This window comes from Thalassococcus sp. S3 (assembly GCF_004216475.1).
Classification (GTDB): Bacteria; Pseudomonadota; Alphaproteobacteria; order Rhodobacterales; family Rhodobacteraceae.
Window position 1 is genome coordinate 4,415,060 of record NZ_CP022303.1, and the last position, 22,082, is coordinate 4,437,141.

Annotated in this window: 22 protein-coding genes; 11 read left to right on the forward strand and 11 right to left on the reverse strand. The window is 55.6% G+C overall.

The annotated features are described in order from the left end of the window. Positions 1 to 194 precede the first annotated feature (194 nt). Together CFI11_RS21685 and CFI11_RS21690 are read left to right on the forward strand one after the other, a co-directional pair. Positions 195 to 860 carry an SDR family NAD(P)-dependent oxidoreductase gene (locus CFI11_RS21685; RefSeq protein WP_130409572.1) on the forward strand — a complete coding sequence of 222 codons (666 nt, stop codon included), beginning with the start codon at positions 195 to 197 and terminating at the stop codon, positions 858 to 860. Beyond that, positions 857 to 2,383 (forward strand): cryptochrome/photolyase family protein, encoded by a 1,527-nt coding sequence (locus tag CFI11_RS21690; protein WP_174843518.1) that lies wholly within the window; start codon positions 857 to 859, stop codon positions 2,381 to 2,383. The genes CFI11_RS21685 and CFI11_RS21690 overlap by 4 nt, the downstream gene beginning before the upstream one ends. Positions 2,384 to 2,553: 170 nt before the next feature. Here the strand turns inward: CFI11_RS21690 and CFI11_RS21695 are convergent, their stop codons facing one another. Together CFI11_RS21695 and CFI11_RS21700 are read right to left on the reverse strand one after the other, a co-directional pair. Further along, a complete protein-coding gene (locus CFI11_RS21695; protein WP_130409574.1) occupies positions 2,554 to 3,837 on the reverse strand; it encodes a peptidoglycan-binding protein in 1,284 nt (427 codons plus the stop codon). A 513-nt stretch (positions 3,838 to 4,350) separates the two neighbouring features. Then, on the reverse strand, positions 4,351 to 5,223 hold the full coding sequence (locus tag CFI11_RS21700; RefSeq protein WP_165390356.1) for a DMT family transporter: 873 nt from the start codon (positions 5,221 to 5,223) through the stop codon (positions 4,351 to 4,353). 89 nt (positions 5,224 to 5,312) lie between these two features. Between CFI11_RS21700 and CFI11_RS21705 the strand changes: the two genes are divergently transcribed. Beyond that, entirely contained in the window at positions 5,313 to 6,200 is an 888-nt protein-coding gene (locus tag CFI11_RS21705; protein ID WP_130409576.1) for a LysR family transcriptional regulator, read from the forward strand. Positions 6,201 to 6,378: 178 nt separating this feature from the next. On the opposite strand, the gene CFI11_RS21710 is transcribed toward CFI11_RS21705, so the two are convergent. Then, complete coding sequence (locus CFI11_RS21710; protein WP_130409577.1) at positions 6,379 to 6,813, reverse strand: hypothetical protein; 435 nt, start codon at positions 6,811 to 6,813, stop codon at positions 6,379 to 6,381. A gap of 176 nt (positions 6,814 to 6,989) precedes the next feature. On the opposite strand from CFI11_RS21710, the gene CFI11_RS21715 reads away from it, so the two are divergent. Then, positions 6,990 to 7,277 (forward strand): hypothetical protein, encoded by a 288-nt coding sequence (locus CFI11_RS21715; RefSeq protein ID WP_130410123.1) that lies wholly within the window; start codon positions 6,990 to 6,992, stop codon positions 7,275 to 7,277. Then, entirely contained in the window at positions 7,249 to 7,953 is a 705-nt protein-coding gene (locus CFI11_RS21720; protein ID WP_130409578.1) for a hypothetical protein, read from the forward strand. The genes CFI11_RS21715 and CFI11_RS21720 overlap by 29 nt, the downstream gene beginning before the upstream one ends. 66 nt (positions 7,954 to 8,019) lie before the next feature. Here the strand turns inward: CFI11_RS21720 and CFI11_RS21725 are convergent, their stop codons facing one another. The 4 genes from CFI11_RS21725 to CFI11_RS21740 form a co-directional block, all read right to left on the reverse strand. Beyond that, positions 8,020 to 8,337, reverse strand: a complete 318-nt coding sequence (locus CFI11_RS21725) for a hypothetical protein (RefSeq protein ID WP_130409579.1) — start codon at positions 8,335 to 8,337, stop codon at positions 8,020 to 8,022. A 393-nt stretch (positions 8,338 to 8,730) separates the two neighbouring features. Then, entirely contained in the window at positions 8,731 to 9,723 is a 993-nt protein-coding gene (locus CFI11_RS21730) for an ATP-binding protein (protein ID WP_130409580.1), read from the reverse strand. Next, positions 9,720 to 10,787 carry a Mu transposase C-terminal domain-containing protein gene (locus CFI11_RS21735; protein WP_130409581.1) on the reverse strand — a complete coding sequence of 356 codons (1,068 nt, stop codon included), beginning with the start codon at positions 10,785 to 10,787 and terminating at the stop codon, positions 9,720 to 9,722. The genes CFI11_RS21730 and CFI11_RS21735 overlap by 4 nt, the downstream gene beginning before the upstream one ends. A 42-nt stretch (positions 10,788 to 10,829) precedes the next feature. Continuing rightward, entirely contained in the window at positions 10,830 to 11,429 is a 600-nt protein-coding gene (locus CFI11_RS21740) for a hypothetical protein (protein ID WP_130409582.1), read from the reverse strand. Between the two features lie 99 nt (positions 11,430 to 11,528). Between CFI11_RS21740 and CFI11_RS21745 the strand changes: the two genes are divergently transcribed. Then, on the forward strand, positions 11,529 to 11,915 hold the full coding sequence (locus CFI11_RS21745; RefSeq protein WP_130409583.1) for a hypothetical protein: 387 nt from the start codon (positions 11,529 to 11,531) through the stop codon (positions 11,913 to 11,915). A 41-nt stretch (positions 11,916 to 11,956) separates the two neighbouring features. Here CFI11_RS21745 and CFI11_RS21750 read toward each other — a convergent pair whose 3' ends face one another. Next, positions 11,957 to 12,688, reverse strand: coding sequence for a hypothetical protein (locus CFI11_RS21750; protein WP_130409584.1), 732 nt, complete (start codon positions 12,686 to 12,688; stop codon positions 11,957 to 11,959). Positions 12,689 to 13,134: 446 nt separating this feature from the next. Further along, the gene (locus CFI11_RS21755; protein WP_165390357.1) at positions 13,135 to 13,704 is read right to left on the reverse strand and encodes a transposase; all 570 of its coding nucleotides are present in this window, start codon (positions 13,702 to 13,704) and stop codon (positions 13,135 to 13,137) included. Between the two features lie 1,222 nt (positions 13,705 to 14,926). Between CFI11_RS21755 and drt3a the strand changes: the two genes are divergently transcribed. From drt3a to CFI11_RS21775, 4 genes are all read left to right on the forward strand, one after another. Beyond that, positions 14,927 to 16,093: an antiviral reverse transcriptase Drt3a gene (gene drt3a, locus CFI11_RS21760; RefSeq protein WP_130409586.1), complete on the forward strand. Its 1,167-nt coding sequence runs from the start codon at positions 14,927 to 14,929 to the stop codon at positions 16,091 to 16,093. Then, on the forward strand, positions 16,083 to 16,649 hold the full coding sequence (locus CFI11_RS21765; protein WP_130409587.1) for a hypothetical protein: 567 nt from the start codon (positions 16,083 to 16,085) through the stop codon (positions 16,647 to 16,649). Before drt3a ends, CFI11_RS21765 begins: the two co-directional genes overlap by 11 nt. A gap of 281 nt (positions 16,650 to 16,930) precedes the next feature. Next, positions 16,931 to 18,175, forward strand: coding sequence for an antiviral reverse transcriptase Drt3b (drt3b, locus tag CFI11_RS21770; protein ID WP_305791234.1), 1,245 nt, complete (start codon positions 16,931 to 16,933; stop codon positions 18,173 to 18,175). Positions 18,176 to 18,348: 173 nt separating this feature from the next. Then, positions 18,349 to 19,761: an exonuclease domain-containing protein gene (locus CFI11_RS21775; protein WP_130409589.1), complete on the forward strand. Its 1,413-nt coding sequence runs from the start codon at positions 18,349 to 18,351 to the stop codon at positions 19,759 to 19,761. A gap of 256 nt (positions 19,762 to 20,017) precedes the next feature. On the opposite strand, the gene CFI11_RS21780 is transcribed toward CFI11_RS21775, so the two are convergent. Beyond that, on the reverse strand, positions 20,018 to 20,161 hold the full coding sequence (locus CFI11_RS21780) for a YdeI/OmpD-associated family protein (protein WP_130409590.1): 144 nt from the start codon (positions 20,159 to 20,161) through the stop codon (positions 20,018 to 20,020). A 630-nt stretch (positions 20,162 to 20,791) separates the two neighbouring features. Between CFI11_RS21780 and CFI11_RS21785 the strand changes: the two genes are divergently transcribed. Next, complete coding sequence (locus CFI11_RS21785) at positions 20,792 to 21,460, forward strand: hypothetical protein (protein ID WP_130409591.1); 669 nt, start codon at positions 20,792 to 20,794, stop codon at positions 21,458 to 21,460. 32 nt (positions 21,461 to 21,492) lie between these two features. Here the strand turns inward: CFI11_RS21785 and CFI11_RS21790 are convergent, their stop codons facing one another. Then, positions 21,493 to 22,068 (reverse strand): hypothetical protein, encoded by a 576-nt coding sequence (locus CFI11_RS21790; RefSeq protein ID WP_130409592.1) that lies wholly within the window; start codon positions 22,066 to 22,068, stop codon positions 21,493 to 21,495. Positions 22,069 to 22,082: the final 14 nt, after the last annotated feature.

Consider the following 22,082-nt stretch of genomic DNA (forward strand, 5'->3'; position numbering starts at 1 on the left):
AGGCGCGAAGGCGCGCGCGAGATAAGGATATGTGCGGTCTGTGTCATGGGGCAGAGTTTATACCTGCGCGGGCTGAAATGGGAAGGCGGAATTTTCGGGCGGAAGGCGGGTTGAGAGGACGGGAGCCTCCGGCGGAAGTTTATTCAGCAAGATGAAGGATTGAAGTTGGTCTGCGGCCTTCTAGCTGAGCGCGCATGGAAAAGGCATTGGTACTTGGCGCGTCGGGCGGGATCGGATCTGCACTCTGCGCGGCGTTGCTGGGGCGCGGGGTTGCGGTGACGGGGCTGTCGCGCTCGGCGGACGGGTTGGACGTGACGGAGGAGGCCTCGGTTGACGCTGCGCTTGGGGGGCTGGACGGCCCTTTTGATCTGATCTTCGTGGCCACCGGCGCGCTGGAAATCGACGGGGCGGAGCCGGAGAAGACGGTCCGGGCCATTACGCACAAGGCGATGATGGATCAGTTCGCGCTGAACGCGGTGGGGCCGGCGCTGGTGCTGCGGCATGCCGCGCGCCTGCTGCCACGCGGCCGACGGGCGGTCTTTGCGGTTCTGTCCGCGCGTGTCGGCTCGATCGGGGACAACCGGCTGGGCGGTTGGATCAGCTACCGTGCGGCCAAGGCGGCGGTGAACCAGATCGTGCATACCGGGGCGATCGAGCTCGCACGATCCCACAAGCAGGCCATCTGCGTCACGCTGCATCCCGGCACCGTGGCCACGCCGTTCACCCAAAAATACCTCGGCCGCCATCCTTCGGTCGCACCGGAGGAGGCCGCAAACAACCTGCTGAGCGTGATGGACGGCCTGACGCCCGACCACACCGGCCGCTTCTTTGACTGGGCCGGAAAGGAGATCCCCTGGTGACCCGTTTGATCCTCGTGCTGGGGGACCAGCTTTCCGACAGACTCTCCGCCCTTGCACAGGCCGACAAGGCCAACGACATTGTGATGATGGCGGAGGTCTATGACGAAGCCTCCTATGTCCGGCACCACCCCAAGAAGATCGCCTTCGTCTTCGCCGCGATGCGCAAATTTGCGGCCCGGCTGCGCGACGCGGGCTGGCAGGTCCTCTACACCCAGCTTGACGATACCGACAATGCAGGCTCCATCCCCGGTGAGCTTCTGCGGCGGGCCGAGGAGACCGGTGCGACGAAGGTGCTGGCAACCGAACCCGGCGAATGGCGCCTCATCCAGGCCCTCCGCGACACGCCGCTCGAGATCGACATCCTGCAGGACGACCGCTTCCTCGCCTCCCACCAGATGTTCGAGGATTGGGCCAAGGGCCGCAAACAGTTGCGAATGGAGTATTTCTATCGCGACATGCGCCGTCTCACGGGATTGATGATGGAGGGCGACAAACCGGCGGGCGACAAGTGGAATTTCGACCACGACAACCGCAAGCCTGCGCCCGATGCCGTCACCCATTCCGGCCCGATGCAGTTCACCCCCGACGAGACGGTCGAGGAGGTGCTCGATCTGGTCGAGGCGCGCTTTGGCAACCATTTCGGTACGCTCCGCCCCTTCCATCTGGCCACTGACACCAAACAGGCCCGCCGGGCGCTCACGCATTTCATCAAACACGCCCTGCCCAGCTTTGGCGACTACCAGGACGCGATGCTGCGCGACAATCGCTTCCTCTATCACGCCGTGATCTCACCCTATCTGAATGCCGGGCTGCTGAGCCCGATGGAGATCTGTCAGGCCGCCGAAGACGCCTGGCGCGCCGGAGATGTGCCCATCAACGCTGCCGAAGGCTTCATCCGCCAGATCATCGGCTGGCGGGAATATGTGCGGGGCATCTATTTCCTCGAAGGCCCCGACTATCCCTCCCGCAACGCACTGAACCATTCCCGCGACCTGCCAGCGATGTATTGGGGGGCAGAGACGCGGATGACCTGTATCGACCGCTCCGTCGCCCAGACGCAGGAGGAGGCCTATGCCCACCACATCCAGCGCCTGATGGTGACGGGCAACTTCGCCCTGCTGGCGGGGATCGACCCGCATCAGGTGCATGAATGGTACCTGTCGGTCTATTTCGACGCCTACGAATGGGTCGAGGCGCCGAATGTGGTGGGGATGAGCCAGTTCGCCGATGGCGGCATCATCGCGTCGAAACCGTATGTTTCCAGCGGGGCCTACATCAACCGCATGTCGGATTACTGTAAATCCTGCCACTACAAGGTGGCGCAGAAAACGGGAGAAAGTGCGTGCCCGTTCAACCTGCTCTACTGGCATTTCCTCGACCGGCATCGCGAACGGTTCTCGCAGAACGCGCGGATGGGCAACATGTACCGGACATGGGACCGGATGGACGCTTCGCGGAAGGAGACAGTTCTGAGTGAGGCGCAGGCCCTGCTCGACCGGATGGATGCGGGAGAGATGATCTGAGGCGGGGCGCTATGGACACGGTAGATGCCTGGTCTCATCGGACTGGTTTTATCGAGGCCAATGAAAGCTGTTTTGACGGATAAACTTGCACATTGCGATGGGTGGCTAGAGCGCACTAACGAGCCCAACTCGCTCATTCGCCAGATTCCAGCGAACGACTTGTTCACTGCTCAGAATTCGATTCCAAGCGCCCTAAGTGAGGCCTCGTCGGCCGCGCCGGTAACATCCAGACCTTTGGACTCTTGGAAAGCTCGCATGGCCCGCTTGCTGCCGCTACCCCATGTGCCATCGGGGGTTCCAGCATTGAAACCCGCGTTGTTTAGCAGCGACTGTATCGCCTTTAAATCATCCTTCGAGAGTTTGAGGGTCGAGAAACCGCAGGCCGCTGCCACCGCCTCCACGGCCTTTCTCGAGCCGCGCATGTCGAAAGAGGCATCATAAGTCTTCCCGTTGTTGTCGAAAGTGCGGACGAACAGCTTCTGGCTCTTCATAAGGTTTAACATGAGGTCAATGCTGGAAGTTCCGAAAACTCCGGTGCCCTGATTCGAAGTCAACTTGCTCCATGATGCGTTTACTGCGTCGGCCCCGTCGATCCGGTAAGTCACGCGCACGGAGTCGCTCCGGTAATTATATGACATGTAGTTATCGACATCGTAGACAATGGATGGCGTACCCTCGGTGCATTGCAAAAGCAGGCGACGCTTGCCCTGGAACGCCTCCGGATTGTAATCCGAGAAATTGATGGCCAGCACCTTTGGGGAATCGTCGATTTCAGCCCTTGTCTCGAGGATTCCGTACCAGCCTGCCATCATGAAGCCCTCCTCTGCTAGGCTACTAAAAAGGCGCGCCGTATAATCGATTTCCGGAAAATCCGGATCAGCCCATCTCGGGGGAGCCTCGGCTGCTGGTTCGGCGTTGTCGTCTTCGTCGTCGATCACAGGTGGTGTCCCGGCGGCGGCCAACTGCGGAGTAGCAATGCCGTATTGTGCCTGATACCAAGCCAGCCGGAGCTGAGTGAGCGCAAGCTTTTCCGTTTCCACGCGCGTAAATGCCATGGCTTGGACTAGGCCGCCGCTGTCGCGCGCCTCGGCTTCGGCGGTCTCAACGATTTTCAACTGCCGTTGGATGTCTGCCGAAATGTTGGTGGCCCGCTCAGTGTCTGGCTTCACTTCTGGAACGACCAACTCGGGTTTGATGCCAGCCTCGGCACCTAGCTGGCGATTCTCGAGAAGGGCACGGTTCATCTTCAACGTTTCGAGACGGTACTGCGCAAGCGCTTTGATTACGCCTCCATCAAAGCTCTCGACGGTCTTCTCGGCATCTTCGATACGCTCGGTGATATTGGCTATGTCTGCGGTAAGATCAGAGACTTGAGCCAGCGCGGGAACGGCTATTTGCATGGCAACCAAAATTGACAAATGTATCTGAATTCTCATGAGATCGAGTTCACTCATTCTAAGTTTGGAAAATGCAAAGGAACACGGAAATTCGTCTCCCGCAACAATTTAAAGTTGTTGCCGCAATAACAATTCATTAAACTCCCTACCAAAGGGCACAATTAAACCCATCTTTCGGGGATTGGCGATAAAGGCACAGCGCTTACTTTTGGGCGGTCATCAGGCTTATGGTAGCCGCGATGGCTAAGAGTTCGGAGAAATTCACCAATGTCACCCAGAATCATAACTTCGTGAGCGATTGTTTGATGGAAGAAAGGTAGATGTGATCGCAACAGCAGACATCCCGCCAATGGCGGTTTTGTCCGCACAGCCGCCCTCCCCGCAGGTATGGCTTAGATGAGAAAAAAAATATCTGCAAAATTGGGCGCGCTGCCCCCTTATACTCAGTCTTCTTGGATCCCCAACCGGCTTAGGACTTGTCCAATTCGGAGGCACAACCTTCAAAAAAACACAAGGAGGCGAAAGGCGCCGCCGTTCAAAGCTACTGCCTGATACTACGCTGCGTCGCCGTCATACCGCCCGCATCCGCACCAGCATGATCCCCGCCACCGCGATCAGCGCGGAGCCCGCAAGAACCCCGGCGGACGGCACCTCTCCGAAGGCCATGAACCCGATCAGCGCGGCGAAGATGAGCCATGTGTAATCGACCGGCCCCAGCACGCTGACCTCGGCGCTCCGATAGCCCCGGATGATGCAATATTGCGCGCTCAGCGCCAGCGGACCCAGCCCGCATATCGCAAGCGCTGGGCCAAGATCCATCGGCTGCCAGACCAGCAAAGCGGGCCCCGTCATCAGCAGCAGCCCGAACACGTTGACATGCAACAGCACCGTCAGCGCGGTGTCCGCAAGGCTCAGCGTGCGGATCAAAAGCGCCTCGATGGCCAGCAGTACCGCTCCCGCAAAGGCAATCGCCGCAGGCATCAGATAAGCCACATCAAGGCTCTGAAACGCCCCGCGTGACAGAAGCACCACAGCCGCGCCTGCCGATGACACCGCCACCGCGCCCCAATGGGCCGGGCTCACCCGTTCTTTCAGCACCAGTGCGCCCAAGGCCACGATCAGCACAACGTAAAGAAGGCTGATCGCCGTAGCATCCATCAGCGGCATATGCGCGGACGCATAGATAATGGCGAGGCCGCCGAAACACCCTGTCAACGCACGCGCCAAATGGGCAGGTACGAAGCGGCTGCGATACTGTGCCAGCGGCGCGCGGCGCAGTGACATGACGAGCGCAAGCGTCACCACGCCACCCACATAGCGCAGAAACACCACTTGCGCGGGCGCTGCGATCCCGTCTGCAAAGCGGCCAGAGGCAAAGATGCCCGAGAAGATACCGGTGCCCAGAAAAACCCAAAGAATTGCGATGCTACGTGTGACGTCCATTTCTCGCCGCTTTCTGTTTTTACTGGAAAATCTGTGAAAATGGCTGAAGTTATCAAACGCGAATACTTCAGGTAGCATCGGATTTTCTCATGGGCTTTGCCATTTCGCTCAACGCGATCCGCGTCTTCGCGACGGTGGCGCGCCACGGCAGCATTGCCGCCGCCGCGCTGGAGCTAAGCGTGACCCCCAGCGCCGTTAGTCATCAGGTCAAGACATTGGAGACCGCTTTGGGCAGCGCGCTCTTTCATCGGGACGCCAACCGCCTCCGCCTCACTGCGACCGGCGCGCGCCTTTTTGACGACAGCACGCCCGCTCTGACCCTCCTCGACAAGGCCATCGCCCGGGCCCGGCACGAAGAAGAGACGCTGACCCTCCAGGTCCCCGTCACCTTCGCCGTGCGCTGGCTGATTCCCGCGCTCGACCGGTTCAAACGCACCCATCCGCGCGCCCGGATCCGATTAGAGACGACACAACAGAGCGATCTGCCGCTGGGCACTGCCGATATCTCCATCCGCTACCAGCGGGGCAGCGCGGAGCCGGAGGAGAGCACCCTGCTCTACCCGGATGTCTGCATCCCGGCCCTCGCGCCGCGCCTTCTGGCCGGTTCCGGCTACCGCGATCTCTCTGACCTTCCGCGTCTGCCGGCGCTTCAAGCGACCTCTGGCAATTGGGACTGGCTGTTCTGGCTCGAGGCGCTGAAGCTTCCCTCGGATATCCTGCGCATGGCGGAGGTTTTCGATATCGACGATGCAGCGATCCATGCCGCCGTCGCCGGTCTTGGGATGGTTCTGGCCACCCCGTTGATGATCCGGGCCGAGCAGCGGATCGGAACGCTGGTTCCCCTGCCGCATATCAAGCCCGTGCGACTGGGCAGCTACACCGTGCATCTGGGGCCCGCTGCTGGCCCGCTTGCGCGCAAGTTCAGGCGGTGGCTTCGGACTGCTTTGAAGGAAGAGCGGGGCATGGAAAGCGGATGAGTTGTGTCCGGCCTTTGGTGCAAGCCGCGATGCGTATGCGCGGATGACAGCCTTGTGTCACCCGCGCATCCCATACCGTTTAACCAGAAAACGCTTTACAGCTTAGGCGAAGAGGGCGGGCGACGGACTTCCCGCCCCCTCCGCTTCGGCGCCCGGGGGAGGACGCCGATCCCCCGCGTTAATTGCGGGCGATACGAAAGCCAGCCTGATGCAGGCACCGCGGGTTATAGCCACGACGCACGCCATTCGCGGTCCAGACCCGCTGCGCGCAGGCTCGCGGCAAATGCTGCACGTGACGATAGCTGCGTTCGAGGCAGCGGCGCCCGAACATGCGGGTCGTGCCGTAATCCGTTCTCACATTCCGCAGACACTGCCCGGGCAAATAGTGACGGGAAACCTTTGGTGGCAAAGGACGCGGTTTGGGCTGATGCGTATGACGCGTGACATGGCGGTCATCGCGGTTGTCCTTGATGGCCTTGCCGATGATCGCCAGAACCGCGATCCCGGCGAGCGCTTTGGCGATGTCCTCTCCATCCGCGCGCGCTGGGGACGCCGACAGGGAGGTCACGGCTAGGGTGGCGGTGACAATGGCAGCAATGAAATAGCGATGCATGATCCTGATCCTTTGAACCTGTTTTTGACAAGTCCCGAACACCTTGCGTCGGGCGATGAGGACAGACTGGGTGCGCAAGGCAAAGACAGGCAATATCGCCGCCCTGATATCGGATAACGTGCGCACAAATGCCGGAAGTTATTGAATATCTCGGTGAGGATGCGCAGTGTTCGGGTATGAGAACTTTTCTGCCGACATTCTGCACTTTGGTGCTGCTGGCGCTGGCCGCGCCAGCCCAGGCGCAATGCTATGCCGATTACAAGGCCAAGCAGGACAATCCCCTGCGACTGCATTATGGCGTGATGCAGTTGAACGGCGGATGCTCGGCCGGTGCCGCCCGCGGCGAGGTTGCGCAACGGCTTGCCCGCAGCGGTTGGACTTTGCTGAACGTGGTGTCAGTATTCGGGCCCGAAGGATTGGCCCAAAGGAAAGACAGTGCAGGACCCTATTTCCTCCGTTTCTGACGCAAAGCTCAGCAACAGTCGCATCGTTCCTCTGGGCCTCGCCGCGATTGTCGCCATCCTGGGCGTGACCGCCACGCTGCTGTTCCTGACCCTGCCCGACGCCGACGCCTTCAACCAAAAGGTCGAACGGCTCTTTATCGAAAACGACAATCTGAATTCCCAGGCCGAGGTGAAGCTGCTGGAGATCCTGGCTCAATCTGGCACCGCGTTTTCAGACGTTCTGTCGAGCTACCGCGTCGTGATCTTTGTTCTGCTGCTCTTTGCCACGGCTCTTCTCGTGGCAGCGCTGGTCTTTTTGCTGATGCTTATCGCAATGAACCGGCGCATGGCTCAGGTCGACCGTGCAGGTATCCAGGTGAATTCGCTGCTGATCAGCCGCGAGGAGAACACGGTCTACCTCAACAATCTGGGCTTCAAACTCACGGGTGCGGCGATGGAGACGCTTTCGGTTCTCGCCGAAGCGCGGATGGACGATGATGTTCTGTCCGGCGCCGAAATCGAAGCAATGATTTCAGGCCGAAGTGCCGCCGATTGCGAAGAGGCGGCTGGGGCAACGCGGATCAAACGGTTGCGAGATACGCTGGGCAACCAGATCGTCAGCGAACTGTTGGTAAAGAACATCGCCAGGCGCGGCTATATGCTGGCGATCGAAAAAGACGTCATCAAGATGATTTGAGGCATGGTTCAAGACGGGATGCGATGAAGCGTCCCGTCCTGCGCTGCTCGATTTCTTTTTGTCAGATCAGTGATGCCAAGACCTGCGGTGATGCCGGTGGAAATGACGCGCTCGTGGTTTGTACCGCTTTACATGTTTATGCGGACGATGACCGTATCCGCGATGTATGCGATGCCGGGGATAGCGGTGAACATAGTGATGGCGTGAAACACGCCTCTCATTGTCGTTCAGCGCATTCGCGATGAGACCCAAAGCGATGGCCCCGCCGAGCAGGCGCAAGGCATCATCGCCATCGGCCCGCGCAGGAGCCGCCGCCACAAGACCGAAGCTCAGAGCGACGGTCATTGCGAATGCACGGACGGGCAGTTTTGCAAAGGAAAACATGAACTGGTCCTTTCAACTGTGGATGACAACCGAAACGTGACCCAAGGCTGAGCGACGCAGCCGCGCTACGCAATGACGTAGAGATGTTATCGGATAGCAAGGACCGCGGTCAGAACCCAAAACGGGCGATCCATAGAGGAAACGTAATGAAAGGTGCCAGAGCAACCAATACCATGCACAAGCGTGAAGCCCGCCCCCTGCGACACCCGTACTCTACAAGCGATTTCAGTTAGTTACCGAGTTCTCGATTCGGTCCTGAAACCTATAGCCTGCGCAGAACACCAATAGTTTGCGCAGACTTTTTCGAAGAAAATTTGCCTGATCTCACCCACCCACGAAAAAGCCCGCGTCCAAGGACGCGGGCTTCGGATCAGCCGATCTGAGAGGAGTTGGTCAGCCGGCGATCTGCGGCAACAGGGGATGGTCTCGTCGATACATCGTCTGGAAATCGCTATGTAGGAATGGGCTCGCAGCAGGGGCGGACTTCGTCCTCGCGACCCACCATTGGACAAAGTGCTCGTGGCGGAGCGTCGTGGATCCTGCTGTTTTGCAGATCGAGATCGCGCCCTGCACGATCTCGATCATCAGTCCCCAGCGGAAGGCGCTTGCAGCGATCAGGCGGTCCAGAAAGTCCAAGGTCGCGAGGCCTTCGTCCGGGGCCAGGTCGGCGCTCAGGGCGTAGCTTCCGATGATTTCATGGACCGTCCTTCGGTGATCGTGATCATCGGGATCTTCGGGGTCAACATGATCGATATCGGGGAATGGGACGGGATCGAGCTTGGTGTAGAGCTGCTCCTCCATGTGGATGTAGTCGTCAAGTTTCGGGATGCCCGAGAAAATCAGGATCAGCAGCCACTCACTTCCAAACTTCATCAGGGTCTTGAAGTCATCGAGGATCTGTCTGACGGCGAGTTCGGACTCGCCCGCGAAGGTAGGCTGCACCTCATCGAAATGAATGCCAACGACACCATTCAACTTGGCTTCCCGTACGACGATCTCCCAGATTTCCGTTCGGTTGAGGCGCGTGTTGGGCCCGATGGGAAAGCTCGGTGCGGCGGCGGTCTTGCTGCCAATATCCTTCCAGGTTTCCGTGCTGCGCAGAGTCGAATGGACGAACTTCGCCGGACGCCCGTCGGGCATGATGGCGGGGTCGTCGGCGTAGCTGTTCAATAGGGACCGGATCTCCCTGGTCTTGCCACACCTGAAACGCCCGGTGACAAGAATGCCACGGGCTTCGAAGTACCCTCCGTGCTCTAGGTTGCCGAGATAGTCGCTCAGGACAGCCTTAAAGCGGTCGCACAGCTTCTTCGCCCGCTCGAAGGGGAATATCTGGCCACCCTGCTGCTCTGCTGCCTTTTTGATGGTCTGGTTGATAAACTGGCTCATAGCTTGCTCTTTGTGATAGGGGCGAACAGTGGTTTCGAAGTCTGGGTCTGGGTCGGCTCTTCTGGGGACTGGGCCTCGGGCGATCCGGCCTCGACTTCAGGATTTTCCGGGACCGGTGGAGCCTCATGAACGACGGGTGCTTTGATCGCTTTAGGACACTCGGAGTGTGTTGCCGATAAAGTGGGGACCGGTGGGTCCATGATGCTGCCGGGCTCGACCGTTGGGCCCGACCTCGCCATCGGGATGAACTCAACGTTCGCGATGCTCTCTACCACCTTTCGTCGCTCCTCGGCCGTGTGATAGTTTGCCGGCAACCGTGGATCCGGAGCGAAACCGGCCTCTCGCACTCGGCGTGCCCGCGCCTCGCGGTAGCGTTTTTGGTCGATGAGCTTCTCCTCGGGGAAAGCCTCGACCGTCTCGACCATCGAGTCGATTGCCTCGTCGAGCGTCATGTCGGCGAACTCGACCATCCTCAGCTGAGCGGTCATCACATCCTTAGTGTCCTGGCTGAATATCGTCACGAGGCGCAAGTCATCAGGATCGAGGTAGGTCATTACCTCCTTCGACTTGCCCCCGGTGAACTCCTGCAGCTTGGGGGAGTTGTACCAAATGCCGGAGACACACACGCCTTCCGATGTGGTGGTGACGACTTGGCGCTCACCAAGATGAATACGGCGCTCTTCGGGACTTGGCGGCTTGATCTCGCCGTATTGCGCTCGGCAAGCCATCCGCTTCATGCGCGGCGAGGCTTTGTTAATGCCCGTGCCCCTGTGGGGACGATGGGGATACTCATCGACGAAGTATCTCGTTAGGACACCCATCAGATTGTCGATGGACAGGCGCGCTTCCCTCTCGGCGTCGTATCCTTTCAACTCGCCGGGATAGCTGCCTGCGTAGCCAGGAAGGGTGTTCAGAACAGCAAACTGCAAGGTTCCGACTAAGCGCTCGGCGAAGGTGTTGTCGACTGACTCGTAGGCCCTGTTCATCTGCACCGTCGTGCCTGCACCGAGAAGACGCTCATACACATCAGCGTTGCGCGTGGCGGCTCCGTTGTCGGACTTCACGAGGGAAAGACCGACCGGGGGAGCAGGATCGTGCTTACAGCCTTAGCGCAGCTTTTCCCGGGTCTTATCCCGCATCGCCATGCGCGTGAGGCTGCGCTGGTGATCGGCATCAGGGGTCTCGGCCAGGACCCATGCCAGCACTTCGCGGGTCGCGACATCGATCATCACGTGCAGCCAGATCCGACGGATCTCGTTCTTCGCCGGTTTCTCGTCGTGCTCTTCCTTTGAAAGCTCCCTGACGCGAACCTCACCCCTGTCGTTTGCGAAGATCGATAGGTAAACCTGATCTGTCGCGATCATCTCTCCGTACATCAGCGCGCGAACACTAGTGGACCCGGCACCGTACTTATTCTTCGCGTATCTCAGTCCGTTGCGTGCGACTTGCTCCGCGGTCTCGTTGATTTGCTTGATCCGGTTTCTGACGGTGGTGAGCGAAGGGACTTTGAAATCGGACGAAAAGACGTCCGGGAAGTTCACCAGATAATGCGCTTCCAGGTCTCCGAAGATCGTTGCGAGCTGCGGTTGAGTAGTTTTCTGGTAGGCGTCGATGACCAACTCGATGAAGTGTTCCTGCAAAGCGGTCAGCCTGAAGCGATCCTCTCCTTGCGGTCCCTTTCTGTGGTGCTTGCGCAGCAGGACCACCGCCTCCTGATCGAACTCATGATAGAGGCGTTACGTCTGTTGCAACGTCCGCCCCTTCGGGATCGCATGGGGGTTACTTGCGCTGCCCACGTAGACCCCATGGAAGAGGTGGGGGACACCCATGAGGTTGCGAGCGCGTTGATTCAGCTTCCTGCGGACGTCCACCCGGTCGAGGTAACGCTGGGTGAGCTTGACCCCCTGGTCCTCGAGTTCGCGGATGGCTTTCACAAGGCCCAGACGTGCCCTGATGTCTCGCTGCTCGTCGTCGGGGAGCTGCGAGATATGTGCAATACCACCGGTATGAGCGAGCAGCCTTTTCTTCTTCTCCGACTGCTTCGGCGTGACGACCTCGCAGTCGTTCAGACGGATCGCCTCGCTTACCCGCTCTTACGAGAGCTTGGTAAACTCGCCATCGTCGAGCCACTCCACTGCAAAGCCGTCCGAGTCCTTCCCGACCACGCGCCAACGCACGCAGTCGAGGACTAGCTCGGAGCCGGTCGGAACCTGATAGAAGGGCGCGTAGTCCATCAGCCAACCCACACTCTTGAGCGCATCCAGATGAGTGTGTGCCAGTTCGTTCCCAAAGCCTTGCATCCAATCAGACGCAATGCGGCGTCAAAGGCCCTTGGGCCCTCAAGCTCACAGGAGCGGATCAACTGACCCAGGTCCCAGAAGGTTGTCCGACGGGCCACATCCAGCAGGTGAACGTCGGCCTCCTGATCAGGGCGCTTCGTCGCTTCCCAGACTCGAAACAGGTTGTCCCGATATCCTCGAGTGTAGAGGTCCCCATTCACCACGACCTTGTCATCAGCGAAGCTTGCCGGCGTGGCTGCGAAGATCGCAGTGATATCCGCCTGAACCTTAGGCTTACGCAGGCTGGTGCCATTGCGCACGAAGACCGCGCGACGAAAGCCGCTCCGGAACGTTATCCGTGCATCGAAGCTGTGCTTGCGCCAGGTGCCCTGCCAGTCCTGGTACGGGATCGGAGGCAGCTGTACCTCGAGTTCGTAGAGCTCTGGAGAGATGACGGCTTCCAGCCCGACGGCCGCCTCGCGGGCGCTCTCGAAGTGGTAGACGCGCGGCACGCCTTTCGTGGCGGGCGTGGGTAGGACCATGGAGATTTTATGCGCGATGCTGCTCCGGCTCAGCGGGCTGCGATGACCGGCATATGGCAACACGCCCGGGATCGGACCCAGCTCCAAGGGAGGCTGCTTCTCCCTTTCCTTGAGAAGCGGGTCGTAAATCATCTCGTTAGACATGGCTTCTCCGTTCTCGAAAGCGGCTGCAATCGAGGTCTTCAGTTCCGTTTCGCAGGGGTCCAGATCGCGCTGGCCCGGGCCCTTCGGGGCCTCTACACTTGCAAGTAGTAACGGGCGATCAGCCCTACCTTTATGGCACGCCTTCGGGCGTGCTTTTTTCTTTCATCCGGCGTGCGCCGTCGTGCTGATCCTCCTAGTGGATTTACGCATAGGGTTCAGCGCACTCTCGATTGAGTCAATTCCTATTTTATTTCATACGGTTAGCTTTCCTGCCCTTCCATAAATTCGCACATCGAACTGCGCCGGATGAACGAGATTTCCTACCCGAACTCTTGATCTAAGCGCTCCCTGCCGGTGTGCTTTGAAGGGGAACTAGGAGGCGGAATTGGTTCCTGGAAGCCTTGGCGGGCAAGATCGATTTCCAAACTGTGGACGCGCTGTCTACTTCACTCAAAACCAAGTGACTGCCAGCGCCGGCGTTGAAGTTCGCCTTGCAGCCATTGCAGGTGATCATCCGAACCAAGCGCAACATCTTGCGGTATGGCTAATTCACACACGCAGATACAGCGGCCCAGTAAGCCGCCATCCTCGGATGACAGCTCATCCGTGATTGTCTTTTTCAACCTGACCGCCGTCGCATACGCGATACCGTAGGTGTCCCTAATGCCATGTCCGGTTGGACTGGAGCCTCTCGTCTCATACTCAATGATCTCGGCTGCCAGCTGAAAAAACTTCTCCAAGCCGAGGCGCCGTCCATGTAAAAACGTCCCGGAGGTTACGGAAAACTGCTTGTTGCAATTCCGGCAGCGGAAGGGTTTTCGCGTCGTGGGGAGGGCGATATTTTTTTCCAAGCACGGGGGGCAGATCGGGCCATTCGGCCACCGAACTTCTGTTATTCGAGCTTCACAGGCGGCTTCCGTCGGAAAGTGGGTCGCGATTCCCTCGGCAGGCAACGTCAAGAACAGCGTAAGCCAGTGGACCCGTTCATCAGCTTGGTTGAAGAAATGTCGCCTCATATCGTGCAGATATCTGAGGCTAGGTTTCTTTGGTAGGCGCCATGATATCGTTGCTGGACCGTCCAACGGCATCCACGGATGAACTTCGTGCAACGTATGGTATAAGCCGCTCGACGAAGCATTCGTATCTGGGACACCAAAGTGACGAAACGTCCGACAATTGACGACATCCGAGCGGAACGAGACCGGTTCATTGGGCCGCCGGAGCCGTACCAAGTGCCAAAGCTCATTCCGGCTTCAGAAAAGGCTAGGCTGCGGAAAGTCTTAGATCGCCGACTGGCTGAGAGTATTGCCCAGGAGACTGCCGCCCACCTTTACCGGCCTTCAGCGCGTTGGGTGTGAAACCGTTAGGACAAAGATACAGTTTCCCAACGCACGGATGCTGTCCAAGTCGACGAGGCGATCAATCGACCGCAACAAGTGATCTTGCGAGACACGTCCTGGTAGCCAGAACTCAGGCAACTGCTCCGCTTGTGCTTGCCGCCTTGGTCTCTGATCGCTGATCCTTTATCTCGTTGGGTAAAATGAACCAGTGACTTGTGCAGCGATACACGAAGAGCTCTTCAACGAGGGCGGAGAGCAGTCATTCGCTGCGGGTCGAACGAACGTCGGCTTAGCGGAAGATGCCACTGTCGGCTTGTGTAATTTATGCTGTAAATACACTAGTTCTTCCGGCCCGCGGTCGATACTTCGAAAACTGCCTCCGAGGGCGTCGCAACTCTTTGTGAAAGCTGTCGCGAAAGGCCGCGATTTGCGGGCCGGGCTCGCGAACTAGACAGCCGGCTTAATCTCGGTTGAATCTGGTTTCATATGGTTCGTTGTTGAAGGCGTCGTGGTTCATTGTGCCGAGCTTAGGAGCCGCAAACGGCCTGATGATCTTGCTCACTGACCACTAGCGCTTGTTTCATTCACAACAAACAACCTCGACAGAAATCTTATGTTTCGCGTGCACTCGCGTTAGGCTAGGATTATGGGTGGTGCTTCCCGCGTAAGCTGCGCCTGGCGTGAGATTAACTGAAGACATTGGCAAGTGTACGATCAAACCTTTTCCGCAGAGAACTTTCGTAGAATTACCGAAATCGAACAAAGAAAGGGCCGGAACCCGAGCCTCGATTTCTTCCCATCGGTGTTGGCGGCAACTGAGGAGTTGAAGGATCGGATTCGTGACACGAAGACGTTTCGAGTAAACCATTGAGGAAAATATTCGGCCGCCGATCAGGCCATTTTCGATGGGCTTAGAAGCGATCGTGAACGTGCTCGCGAAGCTAGAGATAACGAGTTACTGGACAGACTCAATGAGGTTTCCACAAACATCTCAAATGGACGCTTTGATATCAACTTGATCCAGAGAAATGGACCGAATGAAAAACCGGTATATCTTCTGCCCCCTGGGTCGGCAGAAAGCTACTATTCGATCAAGCAGATTTCGAGAAACTTGGAGCGGATTTATAAGGTCAAGCAGGCAAATCGAAATCGCATCATCGCCCAACTCCAAGATCATCTGAATGATGGCTTCCCGTACCACATATTGCGTTTGGATGTGAGCCAATTCTACGAGTCAATCGAGCATCGTGCTTTATTGGAAAAACTCCGATCCGATCAGCTATTAAGCGCGATTTCCATAAAAGTAATCGAGAAGCTACTTTGGACGTATGGCCTTCGAACCGGCACCCACGGAATCGGTCTGCCACGAGGAATTGGACTGAGCGCTTCTCTGTCGGAACTCTTCATGAGAGAGTTTGACCGTAGAGCTAAAGCGCGCCAGGACGTTGTGTTCTTTGCACGTTACGTTGACGATATCGTAGTCGTCTTCTCGCCAACACTCAGCTCAAACCGCCAAGTGTACAAGGGACGGGTCGTTGATCAATTGAAAGAGTTGAACCTGACGGTCAACTCTAACAAGGTCAACGAGTCACCAGATGATCGCAAAAACTGGAACCTGACATACTTGGGGTATGAGTTCCGCTACGACAGCTCAACTTCTTGCAAGACGCTGCTAAGCGCTCAGAAAATGAAAAGGTACGAAACACGGTTGGAGGCTTGCTTCATTCGATACCATCGACAACGGGCGAAGGATGCAAAGAAAGCGTATCGGCTCCTTGTGAAGCGTATTCAGTATTTAACTTTAAATACTCAGCTGACACACAATAAAAGCAATGCCTTCGTCGGTATCTTTTTTAGCAGCCCTCATCTAACCGATCTGCGTCAATTGCGCCTTCTAGACGGTAAGCTGATAGGACACATCACTCGCCTCGCACACAGTCCAAGTCTTCAAGCAAAGCTTCGGCAGTACTCTTTTGTGGCCGGGTATGAGGAGCGAATTTTCCGTAGGTTCCATCGACCCGGTCAGTTTGAAGAAATCACGAAGGCTTGGGACTATGGCCGATAGACGTTCGCTTCCTGCCAAAAACTCTTACCACAGACCGCTTCTTTCGGACACGCTGCCGTTCGAAATTCCACCAACGTTTGGCAATGGTGGCTTTTTCGATTTCGTCACGCGTTACAACGTTCGTCTCAGGTTGCAAGGGGGGAAGGCACTCGTTGTCTGGGAGTCGTCTTCTTCCAAGGTCGACGATGCAATATCCGTACTCTTCGATACCGCTGCCACGCCAACCCTACTTCCGACCAGCGCTACGGTCTGCAAAAACGGCAAAACAATAGTCGAACGGTCTTGGCAACTGAATGACGGAGCGTTGAGAACCATTCCATATGGTTTTAATATTGCACACAAAGACCGTGAATTCAGACGTTTGACAGTAGTGCACCCACGAAATCAGGTTGCCGTCGCGGATTTCTATGCACAGAACAATGCGCAAATACTCAATTTCACTAGTCTCTCCGACATTTATATTCGCTTCCCATCAGCCATTTCAAAGTCTGTAAAGTACTCCGACCGCTTGTTCTCCGAGAGAAAGTCTGTTTTGGAAGACACAATTGAACAATAATCCAAAGAATATAAAAGCTTAGGCTCATACTTTACTTACCAATTTTACAGCAACATTTTCAAATTCTGTGAGCACTATAAATACTTAAATGCTGAGAAGAAGTTTGATTATCTTCTACGCTTAGATATCTCAAAATGCTTTGACAGTATTTACACACATTCACTCCCATGGAGCACCCTTGGCCTCACCGCGTGTAAAGATTATCTTACATGTTCAAAAAGGACTTTCGGTGGTCGTTTTGATCGTTTGCTGCAGGAAATGAACCAAGGAGAACAAATGGTATTGTGATCGGACCCGAGTTCTCACGCATATTTGCTGAGATCATCCTGCAGAGAGCGAACCGTACTTTCCTCAAAAAAATGTCTGAAGATCATGGTTTGAAACATAGATCAGACTTCCAAGCCTTTAGATATGTTGATGACTACTTCATCTTTTGCACCAGCGACGTAGATCCAGATACTGTCGAAAAAACTCTTGGCTTAGTGCTTCGTGAGATGAAGCTAAGCATCAACTCCGGCAAGGGGGAGAAGATCGACAAGCCGATCATTACAAGCCTGACAATAGCGAAAAACTCGATCCGGGAGGCACTCTCAAGCAATATTGAAGTGGAGACTATCGAGTTTGAGAACCCTTCTGACCCTACTGATCCATTCATCGTATATCACCCGAAGGTCCGGGCAATGAGCCTGATAGTTGAGTTCAAAAGCATTCTAAAACGGAATGACGTTGAGTATAAGAATATCTTGAACTACACGTTCGCAGCTCTCGAAAGAAATGCATGCTCGATAATTGACAAGTTCACCGCCTCTTCGGCGCAACATCGATCAGATAAAACCTTAATCAAAGCACTTCTTGGAATCCTTGAATTTGCGTTTTTCATCTACGCTGCAGAGCCTCGTGTTAACATCTCGGTCCGCCTAGCACGCCTTGTATCTATGCTGGTCGATGAGCTGCACCGTCTTGGAGTGAACCGAGACTTGAAGCATCAAGTGATGAAGTATGCATTCGATAATCTGACACGGCAGTTGAGGAAGTCTTCATCTAAGCAAAACCCTAACATTGAAGTAATGTACCTCGTTCTGGCTCTGCGAAAGCTTGGGCGGGAATACCTTCTTCCGGAAAGCATTTTGGCATCGTACTTTGGGTTCATCTACGATGACCACGCGAAGAAGTATGTTGATGGTCAAAGTTTTGACTACTTCGCTGTTACCGTACTGCTTAGCTATACTACGTCCAAAAAGAGATACTCCGGTCTGCGTACAGCAGCCGAAGCCTGCATCCTTGACCGTTTAAACTCACGTTCAAGCTACGCACGAAGGGATTCAGAATTGGTCATGACCTATTTGGACCTGGTGACCTGCCCTTATGTCTCAATGGCAACAAAAATGAAGCTAGCGTCGGCTTATGGCCAGTCAGTCTTCCAACTGTGGGCGCTTATTGCATGTTCGGACTATTGGTTTACCGACTGGCATGGTTTCGACTTGTCGCTGTCACTGGACAAAAAGCGAACGCGAGAAGTATACTAGGTGCAGAGCTTCGCCCAACCTAAATTGCCTGCTTTTCGAAGCTTTGCGGCACACACACAAGCTCCAAGGCTGGAAGGGCTATAGACGATTTCTAGTCAAGTTGGTGGCGGGGCGAGCCACCAACGACCCTCTCTCGCTCTCCCGGAAAACTTGTTGATTTACCGACGAAATGGATGAAAGTACTCTACTTTCTAAGGGTTGGGGTGATGGCTGTGTATGTCTTTTTTGATCTAGAAACGTCTGGAACTTCGCCAGCATTCGATCAACCGCTGCAGTTTGCTGGCATTTTGACCAATGACGAACTGGAAGAAATTGAGCGCATCGAGATTCGGTGTCGCTTGTCTCCGCACATCTTGCCTGCTCCATGGGCCCTGGCGGTTACTGGCATCACCCCGGATCTGCTGGTCGATCCTAGCCTTCCTAGTGCGTTCGAGTTTGCGCAAAAGATCAACAATCTGATCAGCCAATGGGGACCTGCGACCTGGGTTGGTTACAACAGTGTTGCATTCGACGAACAAATGTTGCGCCAGATGTTTTTTCAGAATCTGCATCCCAATCCCTACCTGACTCAGACTGATGGAAACGATCGGATGGATATCATGAAGTTGGTCTACGCGACGTGGACTATGGCCAACGACGCTCTTACTTGGCCAACGGATGATGCCGGTAGGGTCAGCTTCAAGCTGGACCAGCTAGCACCCGCCAACGGATTTGTTAGTGAGAATTTCCATGACGCTGTGGCTGACGTTGAAGCGACGATCTACATAGCTGAGCTGATCCGAAAACGAGCTGCAAAAGTCTGGACGCAGTCGCTGAAGAATAGGTCCGCGAAGAATGTGCTGCACCTGTTGGAATCAGGTCGGGTTCTGATGCTGATCGAACGGTATGGTGCGGCCGCACCGCGAGCTTATCTGGGAGCTTTTGCAGGCCGGCACCCCGAAAAACAGAATTCTGTGGCATTTATGGACTTGGAACTGGTCGATCCGAACACTCTGGATCCGACGGATGGCGCTGCGGTTGCCGACGCTGTAAACGCTTCGCCTAAGCGGGTCCGAACCGTTGCTGTTAACAACGCCCCCAACATATTTGAGGTTTCTGTTGATGATCCTGAGCTGTTTGATCGTGCTGCTGCGCTGCGCGGCATGCATGACCTGCATACGGCACTTGGAAATGCTCTGGCCGACCGATTTGCAGACCGTCCCGAGCCCGAAGAGGTCGAGCTTCAAATCTATTCCGGTTTCTACACTAATGACGACCAAGCGAAGTTGAACCAGTTCCAACTTGCATCGTGGGCGGAAAGGATTGAGATTGCGCTGGCACTTGAGGATCGGCGACTGCATTGGCTGGCTAAAAGGCTGGTGTACCTGAACAAACCAAACCTGCTAAGCCAATCCGCTCAAGAGCACTGGAAACAAACCATCGCCCGACGATGGTATAGTGATGATCCTAAAGCCGAATGGACCACATTCTCCCGAGCCGCTCAGCAGCTATCCGAGATTTCTCAGCAGGGCGTACTTAGTGAAAATGAAGTTGGTGCACTTTCAGCGTATTTTGAACGATTATCTGAACGCATGGGGCCGAGCTAGCATACACGGCGCCAAAATTGAAACACACTTTGGGACACATGTCAGACGATCGGTGCGTCCGATTTCTTCGCAAAATCATGGGTTTCTAGTAGCCTTGCGAAGCGCCTCAACCACGGGAAGCCTTTCGAGGTCAGTGTTATAGGCTCAGTAGAAGGCCGGAGATCGGATCTTCCAGTTGCTAACGCTGAGCGAGTGGAACCGGACGTTCACTGCGGACGCTGTCAACGGCAGCAATGGCCGCTTAGTACCGTCGTCGCTAAGCCATCTTCATGTAGACATTGCCGGTTTCCAGTTCATCCAGCATCTGGTTGAGGCGCCTTAACTTGGTGTCTTCGCGTTTTGCTCGTTTGATCCAGCCGAGATAGTCATTGCGCTGGTACCAAGGACGTTCGTCAAACACGCTTCCACGGCCCGCCTATCAGGCGTGACCGCGCTCACGTTTTACACTTTCGTGTTATCCGGCTCCCATTAAACGGTGCCGAAGATCTGCCAGATCGGACTCGACAGTTAGGCAAGACTTGGCGACGTCGTGTAAACGCTGGCGCGAACGTCCTTTGGCGGAATCAAATCTAGACAGAGACTCGTGCCATACCTACACTCCCAGAAACACACTTCACGGCGGACGATCATATGCTGGTCAGAAAGCGAAAGATCACAATCAAAGTCAGTGTTGCTTTCATTGTCTACACTTTGTTGCCTGCAATTTCAGCCGCGGCAACCGAGTACTCTTGCGACAAATGTAGCAGGTTTATTGCTCTCAATCCGCATATGGCGAGGTGTTTCTTGCTAAATGTGGAATCGCAAAACCTACTTGGTCAGTTCAGTGATACAGATGTTGAAAGCATAGCAGTTAGTTTTGCATGTCAGCAGAAGACACGGGATGTCGTGACGACAGAATACAGAACATTAAACGATCCCAGTATTCACTATATGACAGAGTCGGCCATCCATTGCCTCTATCGCATCGCGGATAGCGAGCTTGACAGTTTCTCGCCGGAGCGGGTGGTGAACTTCTCAAAGCACTGTTCAGATGGATAACGACGCGAAGGTGGCCGCGGCTCTTGAGGACGTCTCAGGCGAAGAAAAGGCCGAAAGTATCGAAGATGGCGGTGAGGAAAAGCGCAAACCCCAAACCATGAGTATTGCCAGAGATGTCGTCGATATTGCCTTCAAAGTGGTCTTAATCTGCGCTGCTTTGTTCGGCTTGGTCGAGTATTTTGATCGGCAGCATGAATCGCAGATCCGATACTCACTCGTTTTGGCCGATGATTGGGAAGACAAGAGCTACTACGAAGATTTTGCCTATTTTTCGACCCTGTCCCAGGCTCTCCTCGAAAACACCGTTGCAAAGACAGGGGCTGATCTGCAGGGAGCAACGAGGGCTGTTTCCAACAAAGTGGCCGATGTGTTGCAATATGATCTGGCAGCTATCGAGGAGGTCAAGGATCTTTACCCTGATTTCGCCCCAGAGAAATTTGATCGTGCCGTAGATCGCCTGAACTATTTCTTTGCGCGCGTTGGGCTTTGCGCGCGCGATAGCGTTTGTGATCCAGGGCTAGTCAACGATTACTATGGCGCGAGCTCCTGCTTTTTATTTGATATTCTTGAGACCCACATTTTGTGGGTTCGCGAGGAAAACTCGAATAAAGGCTACGCAAAACTGTTGCAGTTTCTATGCTTTGAGTACCGCGCTACCTAAGATTCTTGAAACGAAGGTATAGCGATGAGCTGTCAGCTTCGGAGAATCTTCTTGGTCGAGTCGTAGGCCTGAGCAATTTGCGTATAATGAGATGCATATTTGGCTCGGCCGGAAGAACGAATTAGTCGTGTCGCGGACTCGGTAATGATCTGGCGCGTTCGCGCATTGACAGACGAAACGCTGCCTTGTTCGACCGCCCTCACGCGTTTCCCGTCTACACGTACTACTGGCGCATTCCGGTCCAAGTTGTCTCGCACGAGCCGATTGATCTGTCTTTCAGCCATGCGCAACTCTTGCACCACAGGTCGGTAATCCGAAAAAGAAGACATCTCGGAGGTAGCTGTACGAAATACCTGTCGCAAACAGTCAGCTTGGTAAGCGGGCGGCACGCTTGCGCATTGATCTGCGCCGTCCATCAGGATTACGGTGACTTGATCGGTCTTCGCCTGACCAATGACCTGAACCAGGGGCAGCTGTGGTAATGGTTGCGCCTGGCGTATGGTGTCGGGATACTGGATACCCGTCGGCGTCGAAATCGCCGCCGCATGACCCACACCCGCAATTGAGAATGAAAGCAGTCCCGTCACCAAAAGTTTCGCGTTTTTCATTTTGAACTTCTCAT

Coding starts and splice junctions, on each gene's coding strand:
- CFI11_RS21685 (WP_130409572.1), top strand. CDS start 195: ATGGAAAAGGCATTGGTACTTGGCGCGTCGGGCGGGATCGGATCTGCA.
- CFI11_RS21695 (WP_130409574.1), bottom strand. CDS start 3,837: ATGAGTGAACTCGATCTCATGAGAATTCAGATACATTTGTCAATTTTG.
- CFI11_RS21700 (WP_165390356.1), bottom strand. CDS start 5,223: ATGGACGTCACACGTAGCATCGCAATTCTTTGGGTTTTTCTGGGCACC.
- CFI11_RS21705 (WP_130409576.1), top strand. CDS start 5,313: ATGGGCTTTGCCATTTCGCTCAACGCGATCCGCGTCTTCGCGACGGTG.
- CFI11_RS21710 (WP_130409577.1), bottom strand. CDS start 6,813: ATGCATCGCTATTTCATTGCTGCCATTGTCACCGCCACCCTAGCCGTG.
- CFI11_RS21715 (WP_130410123.1), top strand. CDS start 6,990: ATGAGAACTTTTCTGCCGACATTCTGCACTTTGGTGCTGCTGGCGCTG.
- CFI11_RS21725 (WP_130409579.1), bottom strand. CDS start 8,337: ATGTTTTCCTTTGCAAAACTGCCCGTCCGTGCATTCGCAATGACCGTC.
- CFI11_RS21730 (WP_130409580.1), bottom strand. CDS start 9,723: ATGAGCCAGTTTATCAACCAGACCATCAAAAAGGCAGCAGAGCAGCAG.
- CFI11_RS21745 (WP_130409583.1), top strand. CDS start 11,529: ATGGAAGAGGTGGGGGACACCCATGAGGTTGCGAGCGCGTTGATTCAG.
- CFI11_RS21750 (WP_130409584.1), bottom strand. CDS start 12,688: ATGTCTAACGAGATGATTTACGACCCGCTTCTCAAGGAAAGGGAGAAG.
- CFI11_RS21755 (WP_165390357.1), bottom strand. CDS start 13,704: ATGAGGCGACATTTCTTCAACCAAGCTGATGAACGGGTCCACTGGCTT.
- CFI11_RS21765 (WP_130409587.1), top strand. CDS start 16,083: ATGGCCGATAGACGTTCGCTTCCTGCCAAAAACTCTTACCACAGACCG.
- CFI11_RS21775 (WP_130409589.1), top strand. CDS start 18,349: ATGAAAGTACTCTACTTTCTAAGGGTTGGGGTGATGGCTGTGTATGTC.
- CFI11_RS21785 (WP_130409591.1), top strand. CDS start 20,792: ATGGATAACGACGCGAAGGTGGCCGCGGCTCTTGAGGACGTCTCAGGC.
- CFI11_RS21790 (WP_130409592.1), bottom strand. CDS start 22,068: ATGAAAAACGCGAAACTTTTGGTGACGGGACTGCTTTCATTCTCAATT.